This is a genomic window from Halopiger djelfimassiliensis (assembly GCF_000455365.1).
Taxonomy (GTDB): domain Archaea; phylum Halobacteriota; class Halobacteria; order Halobacteriales; family Natrialbaceae; genus Halopiger_B; species Halopiger_B djelfimassiliensis.
Window position 1 is genome coordinate 368,244 of record NZ_HG315685.1, and the last position, 24,714, is coordinate 392,957.

Sequence of the window (24,714 nt, forward strand, 5' to 3'; positions counted from 1 at the left end):
GGCTGACCGTCGCTTTCACGACTATGTCTAGAACCGACGGTGGAGGGTTCACTATCGACACTGATTACCTCAGCGCTCTCGCAACGGCCGACGTCGATCGGGCCGACGTAAGCCGGGCGAAAGAACGCGTGTCGTTGCGCTCCGAGGACGAATCGCGTCTCGAATCCATGGCTGACGTGTTCGATTCCGTCAGCGGCGACCTCTCCGAGGCGTACGTCGACGACGTCCAGTCCCAGTCCGGCGTCGCGAACGCACTCGATCGAGCGGGCACCGACGGCTCGCGCCTCGAGCAGGAACAACGGGAGTACCTGGAGACGATCGCCGGCGGTCGTTACGACGCCGGGTTCTTCGAGCAGCGCGTGACCGGCGACGGCGTCGGGGCGTTGCTCGCGGCCGGCCCGGACGTGTATCTCGGTTCGTTCGGCGTCTACTACGAGGGCGTCCTGCGGGAGATCGCCGAAAACGTCAAGGCCGAGTACGGAGCCGACGAGGCCGATACCGACGCACAATCGGCGACCGACGACCGCACTGACGGCGGCGTGACCCTCTCGCCCTCCGCGGACGGGGCCGATCCCACGGCGGCCGCCGTCGACGCCGTCGTCGACCGGACGCTTTCGTTCCTGCGGATGACGATGGTCGACCAGCAACTCGCTCTGGGGGCGTACGCGAACGCCCAGCAGTCCCGACTCGAGGAGTGCGAAGCGCGGATCGAAGAACAGGACGCCCGGATCGAGGAGTACGAACGGAAACTCGACGAGCAACGGCGCGCCCGGACCGACATCGAGGACGCTCGACGGAACATCCGGAACACGCTCGAGCGGATCTCGACGTCGACCGACGAGGTCACCGAGAGCACGACGACGATCGACGAACTCGCGACCGAGCAGTCGGAGTCGATGGGCGAGATCGCAAGCGAAGTGTCGGGGCTGTCGGCGACCGTCGAGGAGATCGCGTCCAACGCGGAGGAGGTCAGCGCGACGAGCGAACGGGCCGAGGAGATCGCCTCGGAGACGACCGAGACCGCCGAGGAGGCCATCGACAAGATGGAACGCGTCGAGACGGCAGCGACCACGGTCACCGAAGACGTCGCGGAGCTTCGACAGGGCGTCCAGCGCATCGACGAGATCGTCGAGGTGATCAACAACATCGCCGATCAGACGAACCTGCTTGCGCTGAACGCGTCGATCGAGGCAGCGACGGCCGGCGAGGCCGGCGACGGGTTCGCCGTCGTCGCCAACGAGGTCAAATCCCTCGCCGAGGAGTCCCAGGAGGAGGCGGCCAACATCGAACAACTGGTCGACCAGATCCAGGACGACACCCAAGAAACCGTCGAGAGCCTCGAGGAGGCAAACGAGGAGATCGCCGACGGCGTCGACCTCGTCGAAGAGACCGTCGAGAACCTGACCCAGATCACGGAGTCGGTCACGGAGGCCAGTACCGGGATTCAGGAGGTCGCAACGGCGACCGACGATCAGGCCGCAAGCACCGAGGAGGTCGCCAGTATGACCGATACGGCGATGGAGAAATCACAGGCGGTCGCCGAGGAGATCGACACGATCGCCGGCGTGACCGACCGGTTGAACGAACTGGTCGAGGAGATCGACACCGAAGTCCGCCGTCTCGAGACCGACGGCACCAACTGAGACACTGAGAACCCATGGCAACGACAGAACACACTATCGACGCGGACGCAGCCGAAACCACCACGCACGTACTCGAGTTCGATCTCGGCGAGAACAGGTACTGCATCGACATCGGCTACGTCGCGGAGATCGTCAACACCGACGAACTGACCGCGATTCCGAACACGCCCCCTCACGTCGAGGGGGTCATGGATCTCCGGGGCGAAACGACGAAGATCGTCAACCTCCGGACGATCTTCGACGACGCCGCCGACGCCGAACTCGGCAGCCGGATCATCGTCTTCAAACGCAAACGTGGCTCCGACGAACGGATCGGCTGGCTCGCCGACGAGGTCCGACAGGTCCGGCAACTCAACGTCGAAACCGTCGACACCTCGGTCGAAGGGAAAGGCATCGCCGGCGTCGTTCGACAGGAAGACGAGTTCGTCCTCTGGATCGATCCGACCGACGTTCGCGTCTGACCGACCGTCGCTGTTCACCCGTTCGACCGTCGCGCCGTTTTCCGATCACTGCCCGCAATACACTATCTCCGGGTTCGGCTCCGGAGCGAACCTGAAGCCGCCGTCGGTGAGTCCGAGGGCGGGCGACACGACCACCGTGAGTACGCGAGGTGCGTGCGGTTCTCCTCCAGGCGGGGCCTCGGAGCGTCGCCGGACTGCACGCGAGCAAACCGAACGGAGACATCACAACGAACCGCCACGATTCGGGCCGTAAACTTATTGCGCTGCGGAATTTGAATCCTGTGTGAACGTACTGTGACCACGGACGATTCATTTACCGCCCTCCTCGAGTATATGGAAACCGACCTGTCGTTCGCGACGAGTCACTACAACGATAGTTACCTCGATCGCCGCATCACGGCACGGATACGGCGAACGAGGTGTGACGACTACGACGAGTATTTCGATCTCCTGCAGTCCGACCCGGACGAACAGGCCGCGTTGCTCGATTCGATGAGTATCAACGTCACGGGCTTCTTTCGAAACCCCGGGGTCTGGGACGGCATTCGGGACGTTCTCCGGACGCTGTCGTCGACCACGGATCGCCTCGAGATATGGAGTGCCGCCTGTGCCGACGGCCGGGAACCGTACTCGCTGTCGATGCTGGCCCACGACGACCCGCGGATCGACGAATCCGCGGTTCGCATTCTGGCGACCGATATCAGCGAGGACGCGCTCGAGGTCGCCCGGAACGGCGTCTATGAGGAATCGCGGACGACCGACATCGAAGGCGAACTCGACTACCTCTCCAATCCAGACCGGTACGTCGAGTACGACTCGACCGCGGAAACCTATCGCGTTCGGGACTCGGTCAAGGAACGCGTCACGTTCGAGCGACACGACCTCATCAACGGCGGCCCGAAGTCCGGGTTCAACCTCGTCACCTGTCGGAACCTCTTTATCTACATCGACACCGAGTACAAACGAACCATGCTCGAGACGATCGCACGGTCGCTTCGGCCCGATGGGTACCTCGTCATCGGGAAAAGCGAGACGATCCCGCCGGCGCTCAAATCCGAGTTCAGCGCGACGGATAACCGCCACCGCATCTACGAGCGGACGTAACCGCTCTCAACGTCCGTCAGGATCGGCCGTGGGTTCACCCCCCGTTCGTTTCGGCCCCTGCGGGGAATAGACCAACAGCCACGACCGTTTCTGTTATCAGATAGTGGACCAATTTATACGCATACGTCTGTAAAGCTTGTGGCCGTCCCGGGCGCGACACCGACCGAGAATCTACACGGCTCGGCCATCACCGTTCGGGATGTCGTCCGTCCGCCGGCCCGTTTATACCGATCGCGGATGTCATTATCTTGGTCAATATCATTAAGTAATCTGCGTGTATTGACCCGCCTATGGACGTACTGATTACGGACGATTCCGGGTTTATGCGGGACCTCCTCCGGGAAATCCTCGAAGAGGACCACAACATCGTGGGGGAAGCCGAAAACGGCGTCGAGGCCGTCGAACTCTACCGAGAAGAGGAACCAGATATCGTGTTCATGGACATCGTGATGCCGATCAAAGACGGCGTCGAAGCGACCGACGAGATCACGGATATGGATCCGGACGCGAAGATCGTCATGTGTACGAGCGTCGAGCAGGCCGAGCAGATGAAAGACTCGATCAAGGCGGGCGCGGAAGGGTACATCACGAAGCCGTTCCAGAAGGAGAGCGTGCTCGAGGAACTGAACAGTATCGCTGCCGGGTAAGCTGCCATGGAAATAGATATCCGCGAGCTCGAAACGTATCAGGAGCTCGCTCACGACGGCGCAGAGTCCGCCGCCCAGTCCCTCTCGCAACTCACGGGGATCAGTACGACCGTGCAGGTCACGAACGTCTCGCTGATGTCCTCGTCGGACCTCGAGTACGAGTTTATCGGCAACGAGTTCGCCGGCGTCAACATCGATCTCCGGGGCGAAATCTCGGGCGAAGTCGTCCTCGCGTTCGACGAACAGGGACGGACGGCGATCACCGACGAACTCGTCCCGGCCGACGATCCCGAGAAGAAAAAAAGCAGCATCAAAGAGGTCGGGAACATCATGTCCAGCGGGTTCGTCGACGGCTGGGCGAACTACCTGAACGCGAAGATCAAGAGTTCGCCGCCGACCTACATCGAGGGGACCGGAACCGATGTCCTCCCGAAATCGGCAACTCAGGACGATAACTACCTGTTCGTCTTCCGCAGCCGCGTCGAAGCCTCACAGGACGGCGTCAACGAACCGGTCGATTTCCGCATCCTGCTGGTTCCCGACTCGACCTCGCTCGAGCGTGCGTTCAAGCCCCAGACCGACAAGATCGTCTCCGTCGAGAAGCTGAAGGTCTTCAACGACATGACCAAAGAGGGGGCCGAGAAGGCGGCGACGAACATCACGTCGATGACCGGCATCGACACGACCGTCGAAATCAGCCGGCTGACGCTCGTTCCGATCGAGGACATCCCGATGGAGGTCGGGAACAAACGCTACGTCGGGACCGTCATGGAGTTCAACGGGAAGTTCAGCGGCCACCTCGTGATCCTGTTCGATCAACCTTCCGGACGCGCCGTCGTCGATTCGCTCGTCCCGATGGAAACCGACGAGCAGTGGGGCGACGTCGAACAGGGCGCGCTGAAGGAGCTGGGCAACATCATGACAAGCGGGTTCATCGACGGCTGGGCGAACGTGTTGAACGCGGAAATCAAACACTCGCCGCCGGAGTTCGTCGCCGACACCGGCTCCTCGATCATGAACCCGATCACCACACAGATCGCGGAAACCGACGATCACGCGTTCATGCTCGATTCGAACATTCAGACCAACAGCGATCAGGTGTTTACCTGCCAGATGCTCGCCCTGCCACGCCGTGACGAACTCGAGCAGGCGCTCGACGATCTCCTCATCGAGAACTCGGACAATACGCGGATCGATCCGGACGAACTGTTCGATCGCTGACCCCACGGACCGGCAGCTTCCCGTTCCTACGCGTTTACGTCTTCGATCCGCTGGCTCACGACGATCCGTCCTTTCGGCGTCAGCGAGATGCCGTTGCCGTTCTCGACGACCAGCTCCTTGTTCTGGACCGAGTTCAACACGTTTGTCACGTACGCCGGGTCCCCGTCGAGCATGTTCGTGAAATCGATGTCGCCGCCCGTCGCGTGCACGCTGACCAGCACCCGCTTTTCGGGGTTGGTCAGTTCGATGTCCTCGATCTCCTCGCGCAACTCGTCGAACTCGAGGCGGAGATACCGCGCGAGCAAGTTCACGTACTGGCCTTTCGTCGGCGAGAGCAACGACGTCTTCGAGCGCCCGGAGTCGGGGTCGATGTACTTGACGACCAGCGTGATGCGGTCGTCGCGATCCCCGAGCGTGTTCGAGCGCGTGATCCCCATGATCGTCTCGATGTCGAACGCGACCGTTCCGGAGTCGGTACTGATCTCGATCCGTCGGTCCTTGATTCGGAGCGTTCCCGTCCTGACGGCCGTGTCCGTCACCCGCCCGCCGACCTTCCCCGGGTGTTTCACCGCAACGGATCGGCCGTTCAGTAGACAGCGAAACAGGATCGCGACGAACGTCTCGACCGTCTCGCCGTTGCTCTCGATGACGGCACTCCGTGTCCCCTCGTCGGTGTCGTAGCCGATCGTCACCGTATCGTCGAAGAACTGCTTGACGTGATTGGGGACCGTGCCGACGTTGATGTCGATGACGCTCGAGAGCGGAATCGTCGTTTTCCCGTCGTTCGTGGCGAGTACGAGGCGCTGTTTCGTCATGATGATTCGACCCTTGGTCGGCGTCCCGCTTTGCCCACCACGTTGATTGAGAAAGAACCGCCCAGTGAAATCAGCGACGACGTCTTCGGTCATACGCTCCTATATTGAGTGTAATCTCTTAGCCCTTTGCACCCGCTCGTGCGGTTGGGCTTCGATAACAGGGCCGGAGCCGCGAACCGCGTCAGTCCGGTCGTGCGATATGGAACGGCAACCCTTCCACGCCGTCGCGCTGGAACGAGTCGATCGCGGAGTTGACCTCGTGGTACTCCAGAATGTTCTCCTGAATCATCCGTTCGATGATGTCGGCGCGGAACTGCAGGTCGTCGTAGATGTCCCGCGTCTCCGCGTACCCAAGCAGCGTCGCGATCTGTTCTTCCAGTACGTAGGAGTTGTTCATCCCCTGGAAGATGATATCGTCCTCGACGGGGTCCCAGTAGAAGACCTGTCTGGTCACGACCCCGTCCATCTGGTCGGAGTACCCCTCGATCTCCTGGACGCTTGTCACGCGTCGCAACACGTCGTCGCCCTGCTTGACGCGGTTCTGGAACAGCGCCACGTCGGCGTTGTCCATGAACGTCTCCGGCACGTTGATCGGGTCGCCGGTAAACCGCTGGATCATCGAGACGATGTCGCTCGCGTGGAACGTCAGCATTACCGGGTGACCCGTCTGTGCCGCCTGGAACGCCATTCGACCTTCCTCACCACGAACCTCACCCACGACGATGTACTCCGGGCGCGACCGCAGTGCCGCCTCGACGAGTTTGAACATGTCGACGTCGGTGCTGTCCTCGCTTCGGCTCTCCCGCGTCAACAGCTGTTGCCACGTGTCGTGTGGCGGCAACACCTCGGCCGTGTCCTCGGCCGTGTAAATCTTCGAGTCCCGCGGAATGAACGACATGATGCTGTTCAGCGTCGTCGTCTTCCCCGACGCCGTTTCCCCGACGACGAACACCGTTCGTTCGTTCTCGAGACACAGCCACAGGTACGCCGCCAGCTTGGGCGACAGCGTCCCCCAGTTCGTAATCTGGGTGACTGAAAGCGGCACCTCGTCGCCCTGACGGATCGTGAGACTCGGCCCTTTCACGCTCACGTCGTCGCTGTAGATCACGTTCAGACGCGAGCCGTCCGGCAGCGTCGAGTCGACGATCGGTTCCGCGTCGGTCATCGGGTTGCCGATCCGCTCGCCCATGTTGCTCAGCCAGCGGTCGAACTCCTCGTCCGTTCCGAAATCGACCGTCGTCTCGACCATTCCGTAGACGCCGTGGTCGACGTAACACTCGTTCGGACCGATCACGTGAATGTCCTCGTTTGCCGGATCGCGCATGACCGGCTCGAGCGGACCGAGGCCGACGATGTCACGGTTCAACCGGTACCGGATGTTCTCGTAGGTCTCCTGTGGGATCTCCTGAATGCCGGGGTGAAACCGGACCTTCAGGCGTTCGATCAGACTGTCGAGTTCTTCGCTTTTGATATGGGTCGATTCGTTGAGCAGCTCCTCGATGCGGTCGTCGTACTCCGAATCCTTCTCCGGCGCTTTCTTGTTCGCGCTTCGGCGAAGCAGCGAGTCCTTGACCGTCGAGAAGACTGCCTGCTCTTCCTCCGAGAGCGTCGGCTCGACGGCGAAATACTGCATCTTCGTCCCGACGTCGCCGTAGACGTGGCTGTAAATCGGGCCGCCGACGGGGTACAGGACGTTCGGGTGCGACGACTCGTACTCCGCCGACGGTTCGTCGATCAACAGCGGGAACTCGCCGGTGATCTGTTTGAACTTCTTCAAGTGCTCGCGGAGATGCGGCCGACGAGCCGCAAGCTCTTGCAATTCGTCCGAGGGCTTCGGCGTCCCCATTTCGGTCATGCGACCGTCACCGTGTTAGGCAACACTCCGGTTTTCGATCACGATTCCCGTTCCCGACCGAACCGAGTACCCGATCCGGTCGCCGACCTGTTCGCCCATTCCGGCAAACCGCTTGATGAACAACTGCCGGCGAATGTCGTTTCCGACCTCGATCATCTCGAGTTCCATGAAGACGTCCGCGATCGATCTGAACGGGCCGATCGCCTCCTCGCCGACCGTGGACGGGTCGACGGTCAATACGACGATCTTTCCCTGTGAAATCACGTCACGGAGAAACGAGATGATCTCGAGGGCTGCCTGACGCTCTTCGTTCTGTCTAACCAGCGCTTCGAACTTCGGATCGTTGCGCAAAATCGCGTCGAACGTGTCGATGATGATGACGTCGGCCGACCAGATCGTCTCCTCTTCCATCAGATCCGTCAGCAGATCCTGCCGCGACTGCTCCTCGTCGGTCGCCGAGAGCACGCCGCCGCTGTCGAGGTCGCCGTGGAGAAACAGCAGGTTCTCGAACAGCAGATGCTCCTCGACGTTGTAGTTCAACGAGTTCATTTGGTCGACGAACCCCTTTATCTCGAGTTCCGTCGACAGGAACGTCACCGACTTCCCCGTTTCACACAGTCCGTACGTGAACCGCTGTGAGATCGCGCTTTTGCCTGCGCCGTAGTCACCTTCCATCAGTACGATACTCCCGGTCGGAATCCCGCCACCGAGTTCCTTGTTCAATCGATCGCGATCGTCCAGTCCGATAGAGAAGATATTCTTGAGACTCATGGCTCACCTCCCGTGGTCGCCGTCGTTGTCCGGTGCGAGTAGCAGTTTGATGTGTTCGATCTTCCAGCCATCTAGATCGGTGTTTTCTCCGGGTACGACCAGCGGCTTTACGTACTTGTTGGCCGATGGCTCGGCTCCGGTCGCATCGTATTCGGTCCCGTCTTCGGGGCGGTACTCGCGTTGGGGCGTCCGCAGTTCGGCTCCCGACTCGGAGAGGATGACGTCGGAATCGACCCAGATCATCTGTCCGCCGTCGGTAATCTCCGGCTCGGCGACCTCCCGTGCCTCGCGGGGGACGGGTTCGTCCTCGACGCCGGATTCCGTTTCGTCCGCTTCGTCGATGTGGATTTTCTGGGCGCTGTTGTCGATCCCGCTCTCGTCGTCGTTCGTATCGGGCGACTGATCGGCGGCCGATCCGTCCTCGTCGATCGTGTCGGTGGCCGATTCGACGGGACGGGTTCCGTCCAGCCCGTCCTCGTCGTCCCCGTCGTTCTCACCCGCGGCGTCGATGTCCGCACCGACCGTCTCGGTATACGTCAACTCCCGCCCGGAGCCGGCTCGTTCGGCCTCGCTTCCGGCGACCGTGGACAGCTCCTGTCGGATCGCGATGCCTTCCTCCGACAGCCAATCGTCATACGTCTGGCGTTTCTTCGCCGGGGTCGCGATCTGGCTGATCCACCACAGACTCCGCTTGTGGTTGACCCCAAGCGAGGAGCGTGGCTCGGGGTCGGTAACTGTCGGACCGCCGCCGAACCCGTTCAGTACGGTCTGCAAGTGGTCTTCGACCGACGGACTCACCCACTGAATCGATCCGTAGAACCGGATCGTCCGCGCTGCCCCGTTGAGACCGGCCTGCTCGACGAGGTACTCGAGCCAGTCCATCACGACGAACTCCGTGTCGTACTCGGAGGGGACGCGGTCGAGATACGGGCGACCGCCGTCGTCCCACGGCAGCGCCCCGGTGTCGCCAGCGTCGTCGGTCGTCCTCGCCTCGTCGCGTGACTCGGTCGTATCCGGGCCGTCGGCGGCGTCCGCGACGGCGCTGTCTCCGGTTTCGTCGCTGGCGTCGTCGAAGCCGGCGTCGGGTTCGTCGCCCGCCTCGGCGTCGAGTTCGTCGTCAAACTCGAGGTCGTCACCGGCGTCGTCGAACTCGGCCTCGTCTTCCGGGGATTCCTCCTCGAACGCTTCGGCGACGGCCTCGCTCTCCTCCTTGGAGCCGCCGTCCCAGTCGGCGTCCCCGGACTCGTATTCGGATTTCAGTTCGTCGAACGACAGATCCTCGTCGTCCGAACCGTTTCCTGACTCGTTCTCAGTATCGGATTCCATGCTCATGTCCTCCTCCTCCTCGAAATCATCGAAGTCGTCTTCGACACCCTCGTCGTCGACGATGCTCTCGTCGAGGAAGTCCTCCGCTTCCGCGTTCGCGATGTCTTCGCTCATCTCCTCTTCTTCGTCGTCGCCGTCGTCGCTGTCGAACAGGCTCCCGCCGTCGAACCCGCCCGTGCCACCTGCTGCAGCGCCACCGCCGCCCCCATCGAACGTATCGCTCAGCGAGTCACCCTCGACGAACGGGTTTACACCCTGGGTCACCATCTCGTAGACCTCGAGGAGTTTCCGGATGTTCTCCTCGATCTCGTCGAGCGACTCGCTTATGTTTTCGTTCTCGCTTTGGACTGTATTGACCGTCGACGCCAGCGACCCGACCTCGTTTTCCATCTCGTCGACGCGCGCCTCGATCTCGCTCGAAACGCCGCCGTCGCTGCCGCCGCCGTCATCCATGCCGTCCATACCATCCATCCCGCCCATACTATCCATCCCGTCGATCGACATCTCGTCGCCACCACCCATTCCGGCGTCGTCGCCGAGTAAATCGTCGTCGCCGCCACCGCTCTCTCCGCCGTCTCCGAACAGATCGTCGCCACCGTCCATCTCGCCGCCGCCCATCCCGCCGCCACCGTTCGCGTCACCATCGGTACTGGTTCCGGGCATCAACGCCTCGTCGCTCGTACCGCCGGAGAAATCACCACCCATCAGATCATCGCCGCTGCTCCCGGAGTCAGTACTCCCGTCATCGTCGTCCCCGAGTATGTTCCCGATTATGGATAATAGCATGGTGAACGCCTCACTCTCCCGTGTCTCGATTGCGCTCGTAGCCTGCTCCGGCTGAAGACCCGCCGCGCCAGAGATGGTTCACTCTCCGTCCCGCTCGGCTACGAGTAGTCATTCACGAATACTTTGCGAACCTACGTATTAAGTAATTGTGGCCGACAGGCAGGTTCCCCTCGCTGTTCCGAGACGCCCTCGCATCGCGTCTCTTCCGTGTGCAGACGCGTTCGATGCACAGCACACGTCCCGTCCGAACCTCGTATCAGTCCAAGCAAAGGTTTCTTTTCGGTTCGCGTGTAACCCTCTCCAACGAACGGGCCATGACAAACAGTAACGAAGATACCGATCCCAAAGGAAACGCGGACGTACCCCCCGTCCTCCCGGGTGAGCAGCCAACCGGCGCCAACGCTGGCGGTGCCCTCTCGCCCGAGGACCTCGATTTCACCGAAAGTCCGTACGTCACGGAGATGGCCGACGGCCGTTACGTCGTCTCCGCCGATCACAACCCGCCACGCGTTCCCGACGGCCAGTCCGAATCGAACGACGAATCGCCACGGCCGGCCGCCACGCCGGATACCGACGACCGTGCCAGTCTCCCCCCGGAACCGGACGAGACCGTCGCCCGAACGCCACCGAGTCCCGAAGCCGCTCGCTCCGTTCTCGCGGACGAACTCGAGCGCGTCGACTCCCGGCTGGCAGTCGACATCGTCTCCCGGTTCGGGAACGATACGATCCGCCACCGGACGACCTCGGACGACGTCGTCGGGACGTTCGACAATCTCGTCCTCTGGTACGCCCAGAACGTCGCCCGGAACACGCCGACGACGAAAACGGCCTCGCTGCTGTTTGCGAAATCCGAGTTCACGGCGCCGCTTACGCCGACCCAGATCCGTACCGCCGCGGCGAAACGGGGTCTCGACGAGTCCGACTCCATCGGGGAGTTGCTCGAGGCACTGGAGTAGCGGTCATCAGCCGCCGTTCAGGAAGATGACGGCGGCCATGAAAAGCGCCAACAGGACCGAAAACCCGAACAGGAGTATGCCGCTGTGTATCGATTCGATCCCACGCGCCGAGCGCCAGAATCGTGCTGGATCGGGATGCATCTGTAACAGCCACCAGTTGTGAACCGGCGATAATCCCTCTTTTGGCCACCTGCCGGGCCGCGTTCCGAGATCGCCCGGCCGGGAGCGACACGCTACAGGTCCACCGAGATGATCAGCCCCACCAGCCGCTCCGTGACCGTCCCCGTGATCGCGCCGATCCAGAGCAACGCCGTAAAGTGGATATACGAGTTGCCGTAGTGGCCGCCGTCGGCCACGCGGAGCACCAGCGACGAGATGAACGCGTTAAAGATCAACACGAGCACGATCAGGAACCGCAGGGCGGGCACGTCGTACTGCTCGGTGTGAACCAGCGATCCGCCCATGATCTGCCCTTCGAGGTCGATGTCGAAACTCGAGAGCATCAACGCGAGTTCGAGTCCGATGAAAAAGGCGAACGCCGACGCTGCGGTGATCCCGTAGACGACGCCGACGAGCGTCGTCGTCTGTTGGCGACGCTCCTCCCGGAGGTTGACGATCGCGCTCATGTTCGTACTGATGAGTTCTCCGAGTTGCTTCGGGCCACCACCCATCTCCCGGCCGACGAGGTACATCTCGCTGAACTTCTGGATCAAAAACGAGTGCGTATCGCCCGTAAAGTACCGCCACGACTTCTCGGTACTGACCCGCATGTTCAACCGGCAATAAAGGTCGTCGATGTTCTCGGTCAGCGGGCCGAAGTTCTTCGATCGGAGCGTCGAGAGCACTTCCGAGGTCGTACTCTGTTTCGCGCTCTCGCTGGTCCCAAGCGCCCGGATGAAGTTCGGGAACGACCGATCCCGATCGAACACCTGCCGTTCTTCGTACATGAACACGCCGCCGGGGATCAAAAGCGGTATCGTCGCGATCGGCAGGTACAGCAACGGCGGAATCGATTTGACCGGGATGGCCTGCGAACCGGGAACGAGGCCGAAAAACACCAGCGTCATCCCGACGATGAGGATCACGCTCAGCCCGAACCCGAGGACCGTCGAACCGAGCAACCGTTTCTTGGTCATGGTACGGTAGCCGTCCTCGAGGTACCAGATCGGGTCGTCCGGAACGATCGCCCGGATCACGAAGAAAAACCCGAGCTGGACGAACACGAAGAGGACGATCACGGTACTCGTCGTCATCATCGGATCGTTCCCGGTCAGCAACGGCAATACGATCGCGAACACGAGCGCGAACGTCATCGAGATGATCAGCGACAGGTACAGGTCCTTGATCACGTCCAGGTTCCCCAGCGACTGTCTGTACACCGTGGAGTACTTCTCGATCAGGACGTCCTGTTCCTGATGGAGGAACTCGTCGAGTTCCTGTCCGGCCCCGAGGGTATACGCCATCCGCTCTAACAGGTCCGCCACCGACTCGCTGGGAACCGCTTTCGACCGGCGGCGACACGCATCGCCGAGGCTCAGATGCCAGACGTCGACCAGATCGACGACCCGCTGCATCTCCGCCGCGAGTTCGCCGTACTCGTCTTCCTTTGCGAGCTGGCGGAGCACCTCCATCCGGTCGATGTTCGTCGTCGACAGAATCGTCATGTGGATCACGAACAGGTGAAACCGGTTTTCCATCTCGATCCGTCGCTGATCGACCGCGAGACGCGGATACGCGACCGCAGCCAGAAAAACCAGCAGTCCGAGTACCGGCAACAACAGCCGCACGAACCCGAAGACGTTCACCACGATCGCGCCGGCGATCGTCGCGAGGAAGATCAAAAACGCCGGAAAGAGCACCGCAGGAACGTAGATCCGCGCGGGGAGATCCATCTCGTCGTACGACCGGATGATGGACTTGCCGAAATCGCCTAGCGCGCTGGTATTATCGGTAATACCCATGATACGTTCTGTGCTGGTCCGGATCCGTGCCGGACCGTGATCGTTGATTCGTGCGAACTACGTATTTATGCTCGCCATACAAAGCTTCCGGCTGGTTACCGGTTCGGAGCGGCGCCGTCGTCGGATTCGTCGTCATCACGCAACAGGCTCGGCTCTTTCTCCGGCGTCGCGATCCACGCGATGTACTGCAGGCTCCGTTTGTGTTCGCTCGTGCTCAGGACCGACCGCGGGTCGGGACCGCCGTCGTCCGCGGCCGCCGACGTCTCCGCCGGCGGCTCCGTTTCGTCGCGGAACCCGTTCAACAGCGATTGCAGGTACGTCTCGACCGCGTCCGAGACCCAACCGACCGATTCGTAGTACGCGATCGTCTGTGCCGCGCCGTCGACTCCCGCCGTGTCGACCAGAAACCGCATCCACTCGAGGGTCGCGACTTCGGCGTCGTTTCTCGACGGGTGACGAACCAGATACGGCGGGTCACCGATCTCACCGTTGACGGCGTTTTCGAGCGCTGTTGCCGTCGAGTCGTCGCTCGCGGCGTCTCGTTTCTCGGAGCGGTCGTGATCGACGGCCGCGTCCTCGTCCCCATCCTCGCCGGCGTCGACGGTATCGGTCTCTCCGTCGTCGGCCTCGAGATCGTCTTCGGTGTCGAGGTCGTCGACGATCGGCTCTTCCTCGACGGCCAGTTCCTCCTCGAACTCGGCGTTGTCGTCCGGTTCGTCGGGAACGGCGTCGATTCCGTCGTCGAGATCGGCGTCGTCCGCCTCGAACTCGTCGTCCAACGCGTCATCCGCCTCTTCGAACTCGTCGTCCAACGCGTCATCCGCCTCTTCGAACTCGTCGTCCAACGCGTCATCCGCCTCTTCGAACTCGTCGTCGTCGAGGAGAGTTTCCGCGTCCGAATTGACGATGTCGTCGTCGATTTCGTCTCCCGGGTCGGCCCCGAACCCGCCGCCCTGTTCGGCAGCGCTTTCGAAGGCGTTGCCGAGTTCCTGATCGCCGACGAACGGGTTTATCCCCTGGGTTACGATCTCGTACATCTCGACGAGTTTGTCGACGTTCCGTTCGACCGTCGTAATCGACTCGCTGATCTGCTCGTTTTCGCCGCGGACGGTTTCGACCTTGTTCCCCAGTGATTCGATTTCTTTCTCGACTTCGTCCAACCGGTAGGTGAGTTCACCCTCCACGTCCCCGTCGTCGCCATCGTCACCGTCGTCGTCGAACATCATATCGTCGCCCATCAATCCGTCGTCAGCCCCACCCATCAGATCGCCGTCGTCGTCGCTCTCGTCGTCCGGTTCGTCGTTCCCGTCGCCGAGTAACCCGCTCATCAGTAGTACCATAGTTACCTCATACGTGGACGTCGATGCTGTCCTCGTTGCCGTTCACGATGACGGCGATCTCCGTATCGCCGCTCACGCTCTGGTTCGCGATGGTGACCTCGATCACGCCGCCCGGACGCCACGAATCGCTCCCGGACACGTCGACGCGCTCGACCGTCACCTCGTCGTTTGACACGTACCGCCCGTCGATCAGGGTATCGACGATTTGCGCATCCACCGGAACGGTCTCCGAACCGATGTTTTTCACCAGTACCGTCAGTTCGTTCTCGCTGTCGTTGTAGATCGCATCGCTTTGCTTCTCGTCGCTAATGATCGCTATTTCCGTCTGTATCTCGTCTGCAACACCTGTCCCTCGCGTCTCTATCGCATCGCTCAACTGGTTTACCTCGACGATGACCGTCCCTGCGATACCGGCTGCCACGACGAGGCTCGCGACGAACAGGATGAGATGTGTCGCTGATGCACCTGACATCTACTGGATCTCCTCCGTTGCATCCGAGACCGCCGTCTCGGTCACGACTTTCACCCGCTCGACGTTGCCGTCGACTTCGTCGCCGATGGAGTCGACCTCGAGCTCGAGGTGCGTTCCGGGCGGCCAGATCCGCGTCTCGGTCGTTTCGGTACCGTCGTCGATGACGGTCGTATTGTCGGGGGAGACGTAGTCCCCGTTTACAAGCAGCGTCGTTTTCGAAATTCCTAACGTCACCGTTCCTTCGTTCGTCACGTTTACAGTCAGCGTCCCGCTGGCGTTTTCGGCGCTGTTGATCGTCACGTCCGTGTTCTTCTGCTCGCGTATCTGTTCGGCCTGTGCCGAAAACGCGTCTCCGGTCGCGTTCCCGATGGTGAAAAGGGTGGGGAGGAGGACGCTCGCCGCTACCAGGATGCCGATGAGCATAACGGCTACCGCGCCACTCGTACTGAACCCCATTGTCTCGTGGTGAGGCAAGCGATGGTCAAAAGCCCTCCGGCCGCTATCAAATTCGGTGCCGACCGGGACGGTATTCGTAACCCAATCAGCCAAAAAAGACCGCAACCGTCGAACGTCGTTCCCTCACTCCATCAGAGCGCGACGGCCGGATCGTCGCGGATGATGTCAGGGGCCTTCAGCGTAACCGGCGTCTGGGAGCCCTGCGCCGTCGTGATCGTCAGATCGATCTGCTGGCTCTCCGAGATGAAGTGTGGCTGCTCGACGTCTTCACCACTCTCTGCGTACTTGTGGTTCGTCTCGTTGAGGTCACCGAGTGGGATGTGGATCTCGATTCGGTCGTCGTCGTTGATCAGCACGTTCGGACCGGAGTCTCCCCGGAGCTCTTTCGTGACGAACGAGTTGTTGTTCGCGAACCCGGTCCCACCGTTGATGTCGCCGTTATCGTCGACGGTACCGTTGTGCGTGAGCGTCACGGCTTCGGAGTTGAGGTACTCGATGGTCGCCTCGCTCATATCGATCGCGTCGGCACCGGGGCTCTTCTGGATGCCCAGTTTCACGAGCGCGACTTCGTTATCGTCGACCGGTTCGTCCCACCAGCCGTCGCCGTTCGGGTCGAGGTTATCCGACGCGTTGGTGATCCCGACCGAGGTCACGACCTGGATGTTGTCGGAGACCTGTTCGGTACTTTCTTCACCGGTGGCTTCCGCCTGCGTCTGCAGGAAGCCGGCCGTGTTGATCAGTACGCCTGCCGCAATAGCGGCGACCAGCACCATCGCAATGAACACGATGAGGGTGCCGATCCCCACTTGACCGCGATCGTCGTCAGTATCGATTGTTGGTATCACGTTTGATCACTTCAGAGTGCAACCGCCGGTTCGTCGCGAATGATATCCGGGGCACGCAGGGAAACCGGCGTCTGGGAACCCTGGGCCGTTGTTAGCACTAGTTCGACGTTGTCGCCCTGTCCGATGAATCCGGGCTGGTTGACGTCTTCACCCGGGTCTTGAGTCGTGAAGGGGTGACCGGAACTGTCGCCGAAAGCGCTGGAGCTGTTCAGATCACCGAGCGGAATGTGCACAGTCAGCCGATCGTCGTCGGCCATCAGTACGTTCGGCCCGGACGTTCCTCTGACCTCTTCGGTCAGGAAGGAGTTCGATTGGTTGAAGCCATCGGTCGCTCCTGCGTTGTACGTCCCGTTGTGGGTGAGCGTCAACGCCTCGTCGTTGAGGTACTCGATGGTGGCTTTGCTAATGTCGATCGGGCCGGCTCCTGGGCTCTTCTGCACCGACAACTCTACGTGGACGATCTCGTCTCGATCCGGGTCGTCTTCTGCCCACCAGTTCTCGGCACTTTCGGCACCATCGTGGTACTCTGTGGTCGCGTTCGTGATGCCAACGGCCGTCATTACCTGCACGCTGTCGGAGACCTGTGCAGTACTTTCTTCACCGGTGGCTTCCGCCTGCGTCTGCAGGAAGCCAGCCGTGTTGATCAGTACGCCCGCGGCGATCGCAGCGACCAGCACCATCGAGATGAACACGATGAGGGTGCCGATCCCCACCTGACCACGGTCGTTATTGTGTCGGTACATTTGAATCACCGTTTATAGACGGACGTCGTTACCGGCGTCCTCGCCGTTCAACGAGTCGGGGACGCTGAGGACGGTCACCGACTGGGAGCCGGACTGCAGGGTAAGCGTCACGTCGGCGCTTTCCCCTTCGTCGAGTCCGTTTCCGCTGGCGGCATCGATCGCCGCGAGATCGATTTCGACGGCGACTCGATCACTGCGTTCCTGAAGCACGTCAGGGACGGTATCGTCGGTGATCTCGGTCAGACCGAAGTGATCCGCGTCAGCGGTGTAGTTCGCCACGGAATTGTCGTTCGTCGTGGAGTCGTTGTCCTCCGCGATCAGGTCCGTCGCTCCGTCGGGACCGATGACCTGAATCGTCATCTCGCTGAGGTCAATATCGTCCGCACCGGGGGACATCTGTACGACCATCCGCGTCTCGTTGATCGGACCGACGTCGCTCTGGTTGACGACACCCGTCGTACTTACGATCTCGAGGTTGTTCGAAACTTGTTCGGTACTCTGCTCACCGGTGGCTTCCGCCTGCGTCTGCAGGAAGCCAGCCGTGTTGATCAGGACGCCCGCGGCGATTGCAGCGACCAGCACCATCGCAATGAATACGATGAGGGTGCCGATCCCCACTTGACCGCGATCGTCGGCTGTGTTTTGTGCAAGCATAGTAGGTTGCACCCGGGTATACCGGGCAGTGCGCACAGGTTCTAACTGGCCCTTATTAAGTCTATTCGCCGAAATTGACACTATTTAACTCTACTTGCCGATAGGTCGAATATTTAAATATAGTGGCCGGATAGTTCACCAGTTGATTGAAATTACTCGGGAGATAGCTATATTAATCTATCTCCACCATCACCGGCCGGGACACTTATCCCCTCACTCCCACCAAGGGCCTGCATGAACATCGTTGACGGCGACAAGGTCGAATGTAGCCGCTGTGACGAACTCATCTCTCTGGACGACGCGAACGTTCTCGGGAAGGCCAACAATCGGTCCTATGCCAAACCCCTCTGTGACGAGTGTCTCCAGAACGTTGGCGTTCCGGAGGGCTACGAGCTCGAGCGAGACGTAAGCTACCTCAAACAGACGTAACTGCGCTCGAGGGAAACAGCGCATCGGGGTCGGCATCCGCAACCGCTGTGGACGGCTTGGTTCCGTACTCGACTGCCGACGACTCAGTCACTTGTTGTTCATCGCTTCGCTCGCGATGTTCCGGCCGCGTGGTTTCAACGCGACCTCTCGTCGCACCCGCACTTCTTCCAGCACGTCGAGTTCGATCAATCGTTCGTAGATCTCCTCGACTTCGTTCGTATCGATATCGAGGAACTCGGGCACCTCGAACGGAGAGACGCCGGAGTAAATGGCCATCAGCACTTCCTCTTCTTTGCCGGAGAGGTCGATCTGTGACGCGTTCTTTTCTGCCCCCCGGTCCAGCACGGACTTCAAGATCGCACAGTTCTGTGGGGAACCCGAGAGGTACGTCTGGACGCTCGAGCCCTCCTCCGTGTGTTCGGCTTCGATCACCGGCCGCTCTTTCGAGCGAACGCTTCGCTCGTCGCTTTCGACGGTGCCGACATCGTCGACTTCGATCTGGACGAACTCGCCGCTTTCGACCGCGAAGTTCGCGACCCCCGTATCGATCTTGACACGTGCTTTCCGCCACGACGAATCCTGAACGACGCCGCCCTTTACGGCCGGATGTTTTACCAGGACGATCTCGCCGTCCAGAATCGCCTTCTGGATCTGCAGTTCGAACGCGTCGACCTCGTCCATCGAGATCAGAAACACGTTCTGTCCGTAGTTGACGCTGATGTAGTCCGAGACTTTCGCGACCGTTTGATTGACGTCGTACCGGCCGCGGATGGATTGGACCTTCGAGAGCGGTATCGTCTCTTTCCCGCTGTTGCTTACGACGACGAGCCGCTTGTTCGAAAGGACGATCCGACCGTTCGACCAGTTAGTATCCGATAACTTCTGTCCGTCGCGGACTACCTGCGTAAATTTTCCAGTTACGTCCGCGAGTTTTCGCTCGGACTTGCTCATGCGAAGTCACCGTTGATTGTCCCGACACCGCCCAGCTTCGACAGCGCGGAAAACCCGCGTTTCCGTAACCGGTCGCTTTCGGTCCGTTCGACGAACTTCGACAGTCGCTTTCGGGCTCTATCCCCGCCGATTTTCCCTAACACGAACAACGCCTTCACACGCATCTCCTCGTCTTTGTTTTCGCTTTCGACTAGCTCCAGGAGCCGCTGCTCCAGTCCGTTTCCGTCGAGCAACGACAAACTCGTTGCGGCGAACTTCGATGTCATTTCGTCGTCGTCGGCCAACGTCTCCACCAGCGCATCCTGTGCCTGGGATCGGTATTCCGAACTCGCGATCCGTCCCAGCAACCACGCTGCGTTGCGACGCTGTGCCGTTTCAGTGCTCCGGTCGAGGATCTCGATCAGCGGTTGGACTGCTTCCTGTTCGTTTGCCTCCTCCAGTTCCCCGACGATCTTTTCCCGAACCTGATGGCTCGCGTTCGCCGGCGCTTCCGAAAGGAGTTGCACCAGCGAGAACATCGCCGTCCGCCGAACCGTATCCGATTCGTCGCTCAACGCACCCGCGAGCACTTCGACCGCGTCGGTGCTACCGAGTCGACCCAACGCATCGACCGCGATCCGGCGAAGCACTTCGTTTTCGGCGTCGGCGATGTCGACGAGTTCACGCAGTGCGTTGTCGGTGCCGATATCCGCCAGCGCGTACGCGATTTCGATCCGGACGTCGTACTGATCCTCGTGCAATCGTCGGGAGAGCGTCGGGACGCTCTCCGGCGATTCGATACGACCCAACGCGCGCGCAACACGTTTCCGTACCCGTGGATCAGGATCGGTTAGCCGGTCGACCAGCGCGTTCAGTACGTTGTCCTCGCCGATTCGTCCCAGCCCGGTCGCCGCAGCCATCCGGAGCTCCGGCCGGTCAGCGGTTAGCCCTCGCGCCAGTACTTTCGCCTTCTTCCACTCCGCCAGCGTATCGATGTCCTGGCCCGAAACCTCCCCGATAAACCGTTCGAGGGCGTCCTGTCCGTACTGGTCCAACGCGTCGATCGCCGCCGCCCGAACCGCGTCGTTTTCGTCGTCCTGTGACGCTGTCACGAGCGCGTCGATGACTTCGTCTCTGGGGTACTGGTTCCCCCCTGCTTTCGACTCCAGACTCCCGAGTATTTCCGCCGATCGTTTCCGGATATTCGGGGTCGAACTCTCTTCGAGGTGCGTAATGAGTTGCTCGAATTCCGCGTTGCGCTCGAGTTCAAATAGCGTCATTAGTGCTGGATCACCTGTTCGGAACGGGTAACCACACCGTCGGCACCACGTTCACCCGGCCCGTCGGTGAAAAGCGACGGATCGCCTCCGGATACCACCGACTCTTCGCGTCCCGTACTCGTTTTCGCTGCCTACCGCCTTGGGTTCGCATCGCCATATCACTCGTCAGTCGTCTCGTCTCTCTCGCCGCCGTCTCCACCGTCGCTGTCCGACCCGTCTCCGCTGTCCTCGTCGTCCTCGCCGTCGCCGGTCGTCGATTCCGCGTCGCCGGCGGAGCCGTCTTCGTCGAGGTTGCCGTCCGTTTCGTTGTCGACCGCGAACCGTTCCTCTCCCTCCGGATACACCATCGTATTTATGATCGCGTTCCAGACGTCGAGACGGCTGATCTCGCCATCGATGTCCTCCTGTGCCCACTCCGTGTTGACGCCCCATCCTTCGACCTGTCCGTCGAATCTGTCCGTGACTTCCGTATACAGATGGTCGATATCCGAACCACGGTCGATGAGTCCGTCCCGGTAGACGATGTATATCAGCCCGATCTCGTTGTCGGATTCCGCCTCCGTCTCGGCGTCCGATTCGTAGAACAGAATCAGATCGTTCTCCTCCGTATCGTGATAGAGCTCGTCGACGGTGATCCCGTTTTCCTCGAGTAGATAGTAGAACTCGCCGGGGGTCGCGTCGGGGTCGTCTCCTGGGTCTTCCGGCTCGACGGCGACGCGGCTGCCACCGAATCCGAGGCTCTGGACCGAGTCGACGCAACCGGCCATCGAGCCGAGAGAGAGTGTCCCCAGCGCCGCAAGTGCCTGTCGCCGACTCGTCCGACCGGGCGCTCGCACTGCGCTTGACTCACCCCGTTGCGTTCGATCGCGGCTGCCGTCCCCATTGTTGCCAGTCGCAAACCCAGGATATCTTGGCATCGTTACGATATCGTCACACCAATAGGTGAAAAACGCGTCGGCCGTCACCCCCGATTTTAGTGTGTGAATCACAGCCATCGCCGAGCCGATACCCCCGTGTGGGCCGGCAATATGATATGAATGGATTCCCTACTGGTCGGCAACACGAAACACTCGACGATATTCGAGGGCCAACGAAGCTATGAAGACACAATTATGTCACGGAAGGACAGGGCCACTGGTGGCCGTTCGATGGTGAGTGCCATGGCTGACGCGAGCGTCGACGAGGAGTCGCCAACGGACACCTCGTCCGGTCCATCGACAGCACCCGCTGGCCGGCAGACGCGACGGCGAGCGATCACGTGGCTCGTCGCGGCCCTGTTCGTCGGCTCCGTGCTGGGTTGCTCCGTCGCCGGTGTGGCCGCAACCTCGTCCCCGTCACTCCTCTCGAGCGGATCGATCGCGGACCAGTCGACGAACACGTCCGAGACACACGTGGTCGTCCGGTTTGCGGACGACCACGTGGTGACCGAGACGGTCGCGGACGAAACGCCGTCGGACCCGAACGTCACCGCCGGCGGCGAGCGCCTGGTCGTCGTCGACGGCGTCGTGGAAACCGAAGACGGGGACGCTATCGAGGTCGACGGGAATCAGGTACGCGTCGCGGAGACGGATCCGAACCTCGTCGTAACCGACGGGAACGTCCTCAACGACACGATGGAGGTCGACCGATCCGACAACGGGATCGTGAAAACGGTCGAGGGTGGTTCCCCCGTTCGAACCGAGGACGGGACAGCCGTTCGGTTTACCGGCTACGACGAAACGGATTTCGTCCCGAACATCACTGACGTCAACCGTCCCGGCGAGGGTGAGACCCTGTCGGTCACCGCCGAGTTCGAGAACACGGAGTACGGCGAGGCGACCCGGGACGTGACGCTTCAACTCCTCGAAGACGGTGCGAAACGGGCAAACGTTACGTCGGACGTCTCGTTGGCGGCCGGCGAGTCGACGACGAAAACGTTCGAGTACGAGACGACCGCCGGTGATCACGGGATAGACGAACTCGAAGTCGTCGTCGACTACGACGGAAACGTCGATTCGGAACCGGTGACGATCGACGAGGCAGCGACTCTCGTTTCCATTACGGACTGGACACAGCCCGCCGCGGGCGACGAGCTGGAGGTCACCGCCGAGATCGATCGCCGCGGGAACTATCCGGAGGGCACTCAGGAGTTCCTGATCGAACTTCGTGTCGACGATTCACACGTCACGACGAAACCCGTCGAGTTAGCCCCGGGCGGGAAGGCGGTCGAGACGTTCTCCTACGAGACGTCGGAGGCGGACTCGCCGCGGGTCGACGTCGAACTCAAGAGCGGTGACGACGCCGATACGGCGACTATCGACGTGCTCGGACAGGCAACCCACGAGGAAAGCGTCTCGGCTACCATCGTCGACCGGAACCTCCCAAACGAGGGTGAGGACCTCGAGATCACGGGCCAAATCGAGTATACGGGCGTCGTCCCGGACGATCCACAGGAGTATCCGATCGAACTGTACGTCGACGGTGACCTTGCCGACGAGAAGACGGTGACGCTCCACGGCGACGAGGTCGTTACCGAGACGTTTACCTATCGAACGGAAAGCGGCGACGCGCCGCGGGTCGACGTCGACCTGGTGAGTCCGGGCGATGGTGATTCCGCGCGGCCGCGCGTGAACGGAAGCGGGTTCGACGTCCGGATCGAATCGATAAACGCCCCCGTCAACGCCTCGGAACGGCTGGAGGCCGTCGTTTCGATCGAGAATACGGGTGACGTCGCCGGCAAACAGAACGTCAGAATGCGAATCGACAGCGCGATCGACGATCCGGATAGGACGGTCCGACACGTTCGCGATCGAACCACCGTCTCGCTCGAGGTCGGGGAGCGAACGACCGAACGACTCTCCTACCGGACGAGCAGTGCGGACACGCCGAAGGTAGAAGTCGCCGTCCTCAGCGACGACGCCGAGGCCGTTCGCAACGCGACCGTTCGAGCCAAGGCTCCGCGGTTCGGGGTCCACCGTACTGCGGCGGAGTACGCGGAGCAGTCCGGCGAACTCACGCTGTCCGCGGACATCAACAACACGGGGACCGAACCGGGAGATCAGTACGTGGAGTTCCTGCTCGATGGCGAGGTCGTGTACGTCGACAGGGTCGTTCTGGATCCGTGGGCCGAGAAGACCGTCTCGACGACCATCGAACCCGACGGGCTCGGGGCATACGACTTCGAGGTCGTCACCGAAAACGAGACGGCAAGCGACGTCGCCGCTGTTGGCGTCAAACCGGACGACGAACCGGAGCCCGATTCCGACGCGGCACCGAACGACTCGGCCGACGGCGAGGTGGATCCCGACGACGAAAGCGACGAAAGCAGCCTGCCGTGGTGGCTTTTGTTCCCCGGTATTCTCGTCGTGGTCGTTTCCGCGGTCGTGGTGCTGGTGTATCGACACGATCCGGACGAGTTCCCGCCGGACCCGGCCGATGTCCCGACCGCGGTGCGGGAGGAAGCGAGCGCGAGCGCTGCCGCCGCGAAGCGACACGCGACGCGGCTGGTCGCGGCGCTGAAAGCCGGCGATACGGACGCCGTTCTGGCCGCCGTGAAAACCCTCGTCGGACTCGGGACCGGGACGTTGATCGTCCAAAACGACCTCCCCAAGGAGACGACGGTACGCGTTCGCTGCCAGACTGCCGAGGAGACGGTCCTGCTCGAGGACCTGCAGTTGCGCCCCGAGGAGCGTCGCGATCTCGGCTCGCTGCCGAACGTCGATCAGTTCAAAGTCGGTGCCGGCGTCGAAGACATCACCGCACACGAGGAGGTCTTTCAGGGCATCTCCGGTGATGTGGGAGTCGTCCTTCGGGCCGAGGGCATCGTCATCGCGAACCTCACCTGACGCCCCGTACAGGGGTTATCGACTCGCCAGCGATCGTTTCGCTCGTTTTGTCGCCACTTTCCACCGTCGCCCGTTCCGTCCGACTCCCTGCCGCTCGAGACGCCACGCGCCCGACTATCGACTCGATCCGACAACGGCGATTTGCCGTCGGGGAACGAACAGCGCCTCGAGAGCGACGGTGAGAACGGACGATCG

General features: G+C 61.4%; 23 protein-coding genes. 8 read left to right on the top strand and 15 right to left on the bottom strand.

From position 1 onward, the window contains the following. The first annotated feature begins 23 nt into the window (after nt 1-23). The 5 genes from TX80_RS07680 (at nt 24) to TX80_RS07700 (ending at nt 5,076) form a co-directional block, all read left to right on the top strand. Nucleotides 24-1,643, top strand: a complete 1,620-nt coding sequence (locus tag TX80_RS07680) for a globin-coupled sensor protein (RefSeq protein WP_049922533.1) — start codon at nt 24-26, stop codon at nt 1,641-1,643. Between the two features lie 14 nt (nt 1,644-1,657). Then, nucleotides 1,658-2,104, top strand: coding sequence for a chemotaxis protein CheW (locus TX80_RS07685; RefSeq protein ID WP_049922534.1), 447 nt, complete (start codon nt 1,658-1,660; stop codon nt 2,102-2,104). Nucleotides 2,105-2,398: 294 nt separating this feature from the next. Continuing rightward, entirely contained in the window at nt 2,399-3,208 is an 810-nt protein-coding gene (locus TX80_RS07690) for a CheR family methyltransferase (RefSeq protein ID WP_081661490.1), read from the top strand. Between the two features lie 290 nt (nt 3,209-3,498). Then, nucleotides 3,499-3,855, top strand: coding sequence for a chemotaxis protein CheY (gene cheY / locus TX80_RS07695; protein ID WP_049922535.1), 357 nt, complete (start codon nt 3,499-3,501; stop codon nt 3,853-3,855). Between the two features lie 6 nt (nt 3,856-3,861). Further along, complete coding sequence (locus tag TX80_RS07700) at nt 3,862-5,076, top strand: chemotaxis protein CheC (protein ID WP_049922536.1); 1,215 nt, start codon at nt 3,862-3,864, stop codon at nt 5,074-5,076. Between the two features lie 26 nt (nt 5,077-5,102). Here the strand turns inward: TX80_RS07700 and TX80_RS07705 are convergent, their stop codons facing one another. From TX80_RS07705 to TX80_RS07720, 4 genes are all read right to left on the bottom strand, one after another. Beyond that, nucleotides 5,103-5,984, bottom strand: a complete 882-nt coding sequence (locus tag TX80_RS07705) for a CheF family chemotaxis protein (RefSeq protein ID WP_049922537.1) — start codon at nt 5,982-5,984, stop codon at nt 5,103-5,105. Nucleotides 5,985-6,072: 88 nt separating this feature from the next. After that, nucleotides 6,073-7,746 (bottom strand): type II/IV secretion system ATPase subunit, encoded by a 1,674-nt coding sequence (locus TX80_RS07710; protein WP_049922538.1) that lies wholly within the window; start codon nt 7,744-7,746, stop codon nt 6,073-6,075. Nucleotides 7,747-7,761: 15 nt separating this feature from the next. Continuing rightward, the gene (locus TX80_RS07715; RefSeq protein WP_049922539.1) at nt 7,762-8,517 is read right to left on the bottom strand and encodes an ATPase domain-containing protein; all 756 of its coding nucleotides are present in this window, start codon (nt 8,515-8,517) and stop codon (nt 7,762-7,764) included. A 3-nt stretch (nt 8,518-8,520) separates the two neighbouring features. After that, a complete protein-coding gene (locus TX80_RS07720) occupies nt 8,521-10,629 on the bottom strand; it encodes a FlaD/FlaE family flagellar protein (RefSeq protein ID WP_081661492.1) in 2,109 nt (702 codons plus the stop codon). A gap of 314 nt (nt 10,630-10,943) precedes the next feature. On the opposite strand from TX80_RS07720, the gene TX80_RS07725 reads away from it, so the two are divergent. Continuing rightward, nucleotides 10,944-11,585 carry a DUF7500 family protein gene (locus TX80_RS07725; protein WP_049922541.1) on the top strand — a complete coding sequence of 214 codons (642 nt, stop codon included), beginning with the start codon at nt 10,944-10,946 and terminating at the stop codon, nt 11,583-11,585. 6 nt (nt 11,586-11,591) lie between these two features. Here the strand turns inward: TX80_RS07725 and TX80_RS19950 are convergent, their stop codons facing one another. The 8 genes from TX80_RS19950 to TX80_RS07760 form a co-directional block, all read right to left on the bottom strand. Then, nucleotides 11,592-11,726 (bottom strand): hypothetical protein, encoded by a 135-nt coding sequence (locus TX80_RS19950; protein WP_268258134.1) that lies wholly within the window; start codon nt 11,724-11,726, stop codon nt 11,592-11,594. Between the two features lie 92 nt (nt 11,727-11,818). Then, nucleotides 11,819-13,546: an archaellar assembly protein FlaJ gene (gene flaJ, locus TX80_RS07730; RefSeq protein WP_049922542.1), complete on the bottom strand. Its 1,728-nt coding sequence runs from the start codon at nt 13,544-13,546 to the stop codon at nt 11,819-11,821. Nucleotides 13,547-13,641: 95 nt separating this feature from the next. Beyond that, nucleotides 13,642-14,874 (bottom strand): FlaD/FlaE family flagellar protein, encoded by a 1,233-nt coding sequence (locus TX80_RS07735; protein WP_049922543.1) that lies wholly within the window; start codon nt 14,872-14,874, stop codon nt 13,642-13,644. A 19-nt stretch (nt 14,875-14,893) separates the two neighbouring features. After that, complete coding sequence (locus TX80_RS07740) at nt 14,894-15,358, bottom strand: flagellin (protein WP_049922544.1); 465 nt, start codon at nt 15,356-15,358, stop codon at nt 14,894-14,896. After that, the gene (locus tag TX80_RS07745; RefSeq protein ID WP_049922545.1) at nt 15,359-15,814 is read right to left on the bottom strand and encodes a CARDB domain-containing protein; all 456 of its coding nucleotides are present in this window, start codon (nt 15,812-15,814) and stop codon (nt 15,359-15,361) included. Nucleotides 15,815-15,945: 131 nt separating this feature from the next. Further along, nucleotides 15,946-16,656, bottom strand: a complete 711-nt coding sequence (locus TX80_RS07750) for an archaellin/type IV pilin N-terminal domain-containing protein (protein WP_449271532.1) — start codon at nt 16,654-16,656, stop codon at nt 15,946-15,948. Between the two features lie 14 nt (nt 16,657-16,670). After that, on the bottom strand, nt 16,671-17,402 hold the full coding sequence (locus TX80_RS19955; RefSeq protein WP_049922547.1) for an archaellin/type IV pilin N-terminal domain-containing protein: 732 nt from the start codon (nt 17,400-17,402) through the stop codon (nt 16,671-16,673). 12 nt (nt 17,403-17,414) lie between these two features. Beyond that, on the bottom strand, nt 17,415-18,056 hold the full coding sequence (locus TX80_RS07760; RefSeq protein WP_081661498.1) for an archaellin/type IV pilin N-terminal domain-containing protein: 642 nt from the start codon (nt 18,054-18,056) through the stop codon (nt 17,415-17,417). Nucleotides 18,057-18,290: 234 nt separating this feature from the next. On the opposite strand from TX80_RS07760, the gene TX80_RS07765 reads away from it, so the two are divergent. Next, nucleotides 18,291-18,485: a hypothetical protein gene (locus tag TX80_RS07765; protein ID WP_049922549.1), complete on the top strand. Its 195-nt coding sequence runs from the start codon at nt 18,291-18,293 to the stop codon at nt 18,483-18,485. A gap of 87 nt (nt 18,486-18,572) precedes the next feature. Here TX80_RS07765 and TX80_RS07770 read toward each other — a convergent pair whose 3' ends face one another. The 3 genes from TX80_RS07770 to TX80_RS07780 all read right to left on the bottom strand — a co-directional run bounded on the left by TX80_RS07770 (nt 18,573) and on the right by TX80_RS07780 (nt 21,531). Then, the gene (locus tag TX80_RS07770; protein WP_049922550.1) at nt 18,573-19,436 is read right to left on the bottom strand and encodes a CheF family chemotaxis protein; all 864 of its coding nucleotides are present in this window, start codon (nt 19,434-19,436) and stop codon (nt 18,573-18,575) included. Next, nucleotides 19,433-20,695 carry a HEAT repeat domain-containing protein gene (locus tag TX80_RS07775; protein WP_049922551.1) on the bottom strand — a complete coding sequence of 421 codons (1,263 nt, stop codon included), beginning with the start codon at nt 20,693-20,695 and terminating at the stop codon, nt 19,433-19,435. Before TX80_RS07775 ends, TX80_RS07770 begins: the two co-directional genes overlap by 4 nt. A gap of 158 nt (nt 20,696-20,853) precedes the next feature. Then, nucleotides 20,854-21,531, bottom strand: coding sequence for a hypothetical protein (locus tag TX80_RS07780; RefSeq protein WP_154658602.1), 678 nt, complete (start codon nt 21,529-21,531; stop codon nt 20,854-20,856). Between the two features lie 324 nt (nt 21,532-21,855). Between TX80_RS07780 and TX80_RS07785 the strand changes: the two genes are divergently transcribed. Next, nucleotides 21,856-24,519: a hypothetical protein gene (locus TX80_RS07785; protein WP_230198692.1), complete on the top strand. Its 2,664-nt coding sequence runs from the start codon at nt 21,856-21,858 to the stop codon at nt 24,517-24,519. Nucleotides 24,520-24,714: the final 195 nt, after the last annotated feature.

What these genes read in the sequence shown, in the direction of transcription:
- TX80_RS07680 (WP_049922533.1), top strand. Translation starts at nt 24, where the DNA reads ATGTCTAGAACCGACGGTGGAGGGTTCACTATCGACACTGATTACCTC.
- TX80_RS07685 (WP_049922534.1), top strand. Translation starts at nt 1,658, where the DNA reads ATGGCAACGACAGAACACACTATCGACGCGGACGCAGCCGAAACCACC.
- cheY (WP_049922535.1), top strand. Translation starts at nt 3,499, where the DNA reads ATGGACGTACTGATTACGGACGATTCCGGGTTTATGCGGGACCTCCTC.
- TX80_RS07700 (WP_049922536.1), top strand. Translation starts at nt 3,862, where the DNA reads ATGGAAATAGATATCCGCGAGCTCGAAACGTATCAGGAGCTCGCTCAC.
- TX80_RS07705 (WP_049922537.1), bottom strand. Translation starts at nt 5,984, where the DNA reads ATGACCGAAGACGTCGTCGCTGATTTCACTGGGCGGTTCTTTCTCAAT.
- TX80_RS07710 (WP_049922538.1), bottom strand. Translation starts at nt 7,746, where the DNA reads ATGACCGAAATGGGGACGCCGAAGCCCTCGGACGAATTGCAAGAGCTT.
- TX80_RS07715 (WP_049922539.1), bottom strand. Translation starts at nt 8,517, where the DNA reads ATGAGTCTCAAGAATATCTTCTCTATCGGACTGGACGATCGCGATCGA.
- TX80_RS07720 (WP_081661492.1), bottom strand. Translation starts at nt 10,629, where the DNA reads ATGCTATTATCCATAATCGGGAACATACTCGGGGACGACGATGACGGG.
- TX80_RS07725 (WP_049922541.1), top strand. Translation starts at nt 10,944, where the DNA reads ATGACAAACAGTAACGAAGATACCGATCCCAAAGGAAACGCGGACGTA.
- TX80_RS19950 (WP_268258134.1), bottom strand. Translation starts at nt 11,726, where the DNA reads ATGCATCCCGATCCAGCACGATTCTGGCGCTCGGCGCGTGGGATCGAA.
- flaJ (WP_049922542.1), bottom strand. Translation starts at nt 13,546, where the DNA reads ATGGGTATTACCGATAATACCAGCGCGCTAGGCGATTTCGGCAAGTCC.
- TX80_RS07735 (WP_049922543.1), bottom strand. Translation starts at nt 14,874, where the DNA reads ATGAGCGGGTTACTCGGCGACGGGAACGACGAACCGGACGACGAGAGC.
- TX80_RS07740 (WP_049922544.1), bottom strand. Translation starts at nt 15,358, where the DNA reads ATGTCAGGTGCATCAGCGACACATCTCATCCTGTTCGTCGCGAGCCTC.
- TX80_RS07745 (WP_049922545.1), bottom strand. Translation starts at nt 15,814, where the DNA reads ATGGGGTTCAGTACGAGTGGCGCGGTAGCCGTTATGCTCATCGGCATC.
- TX80_RS19955 (WP_049922547.1), bottom strand. Translation starts at nt 17,402, where the DNA reads ATGTACCGACACAATAACGACCGTGGTCAGGTGGGGATCGGCACCCTC.
- TX80_RS07760 (WP_081661498.1), bottom strand. Translation starts at nt 18,056, where the DNA reads ATGCTTGCACAAAACACAGCCGACGATCGCGGTCAAGTGGGGATCGGC.
- TX80_RS07765 (WP_049922549.1), top strand. Translation starts at nt 18,291, where the DNA reads ATGAACATCGTTGACGGCGACAAGGTCGAATGTAGCCGCTGTGACGAA.
- TX80_RS07770 (WP_049922550.1), bottom strand. Translation starts at nt 19,436, where the DNA reads ATGAGCAAGTCCGAGCGAAAACTCGCGGACGTAACTGGAAAATTTACG.
- TX80_RS07775 (WP_049922551.1), bottom strand. Translation starts at nt 20,695, where the DNA reads ATGACGCTATTTGAACTCGAGCGCAACGCGGAATTCGAGCAACTCATT.
- TX80_RS07785 (WP_230198692.1), top strand. Translation starts at nt 21,856, where the DNA reads ATGGCTGACGCGAGCGTCGACGAGGAGTCGCCAACGGACACCTCGTCC.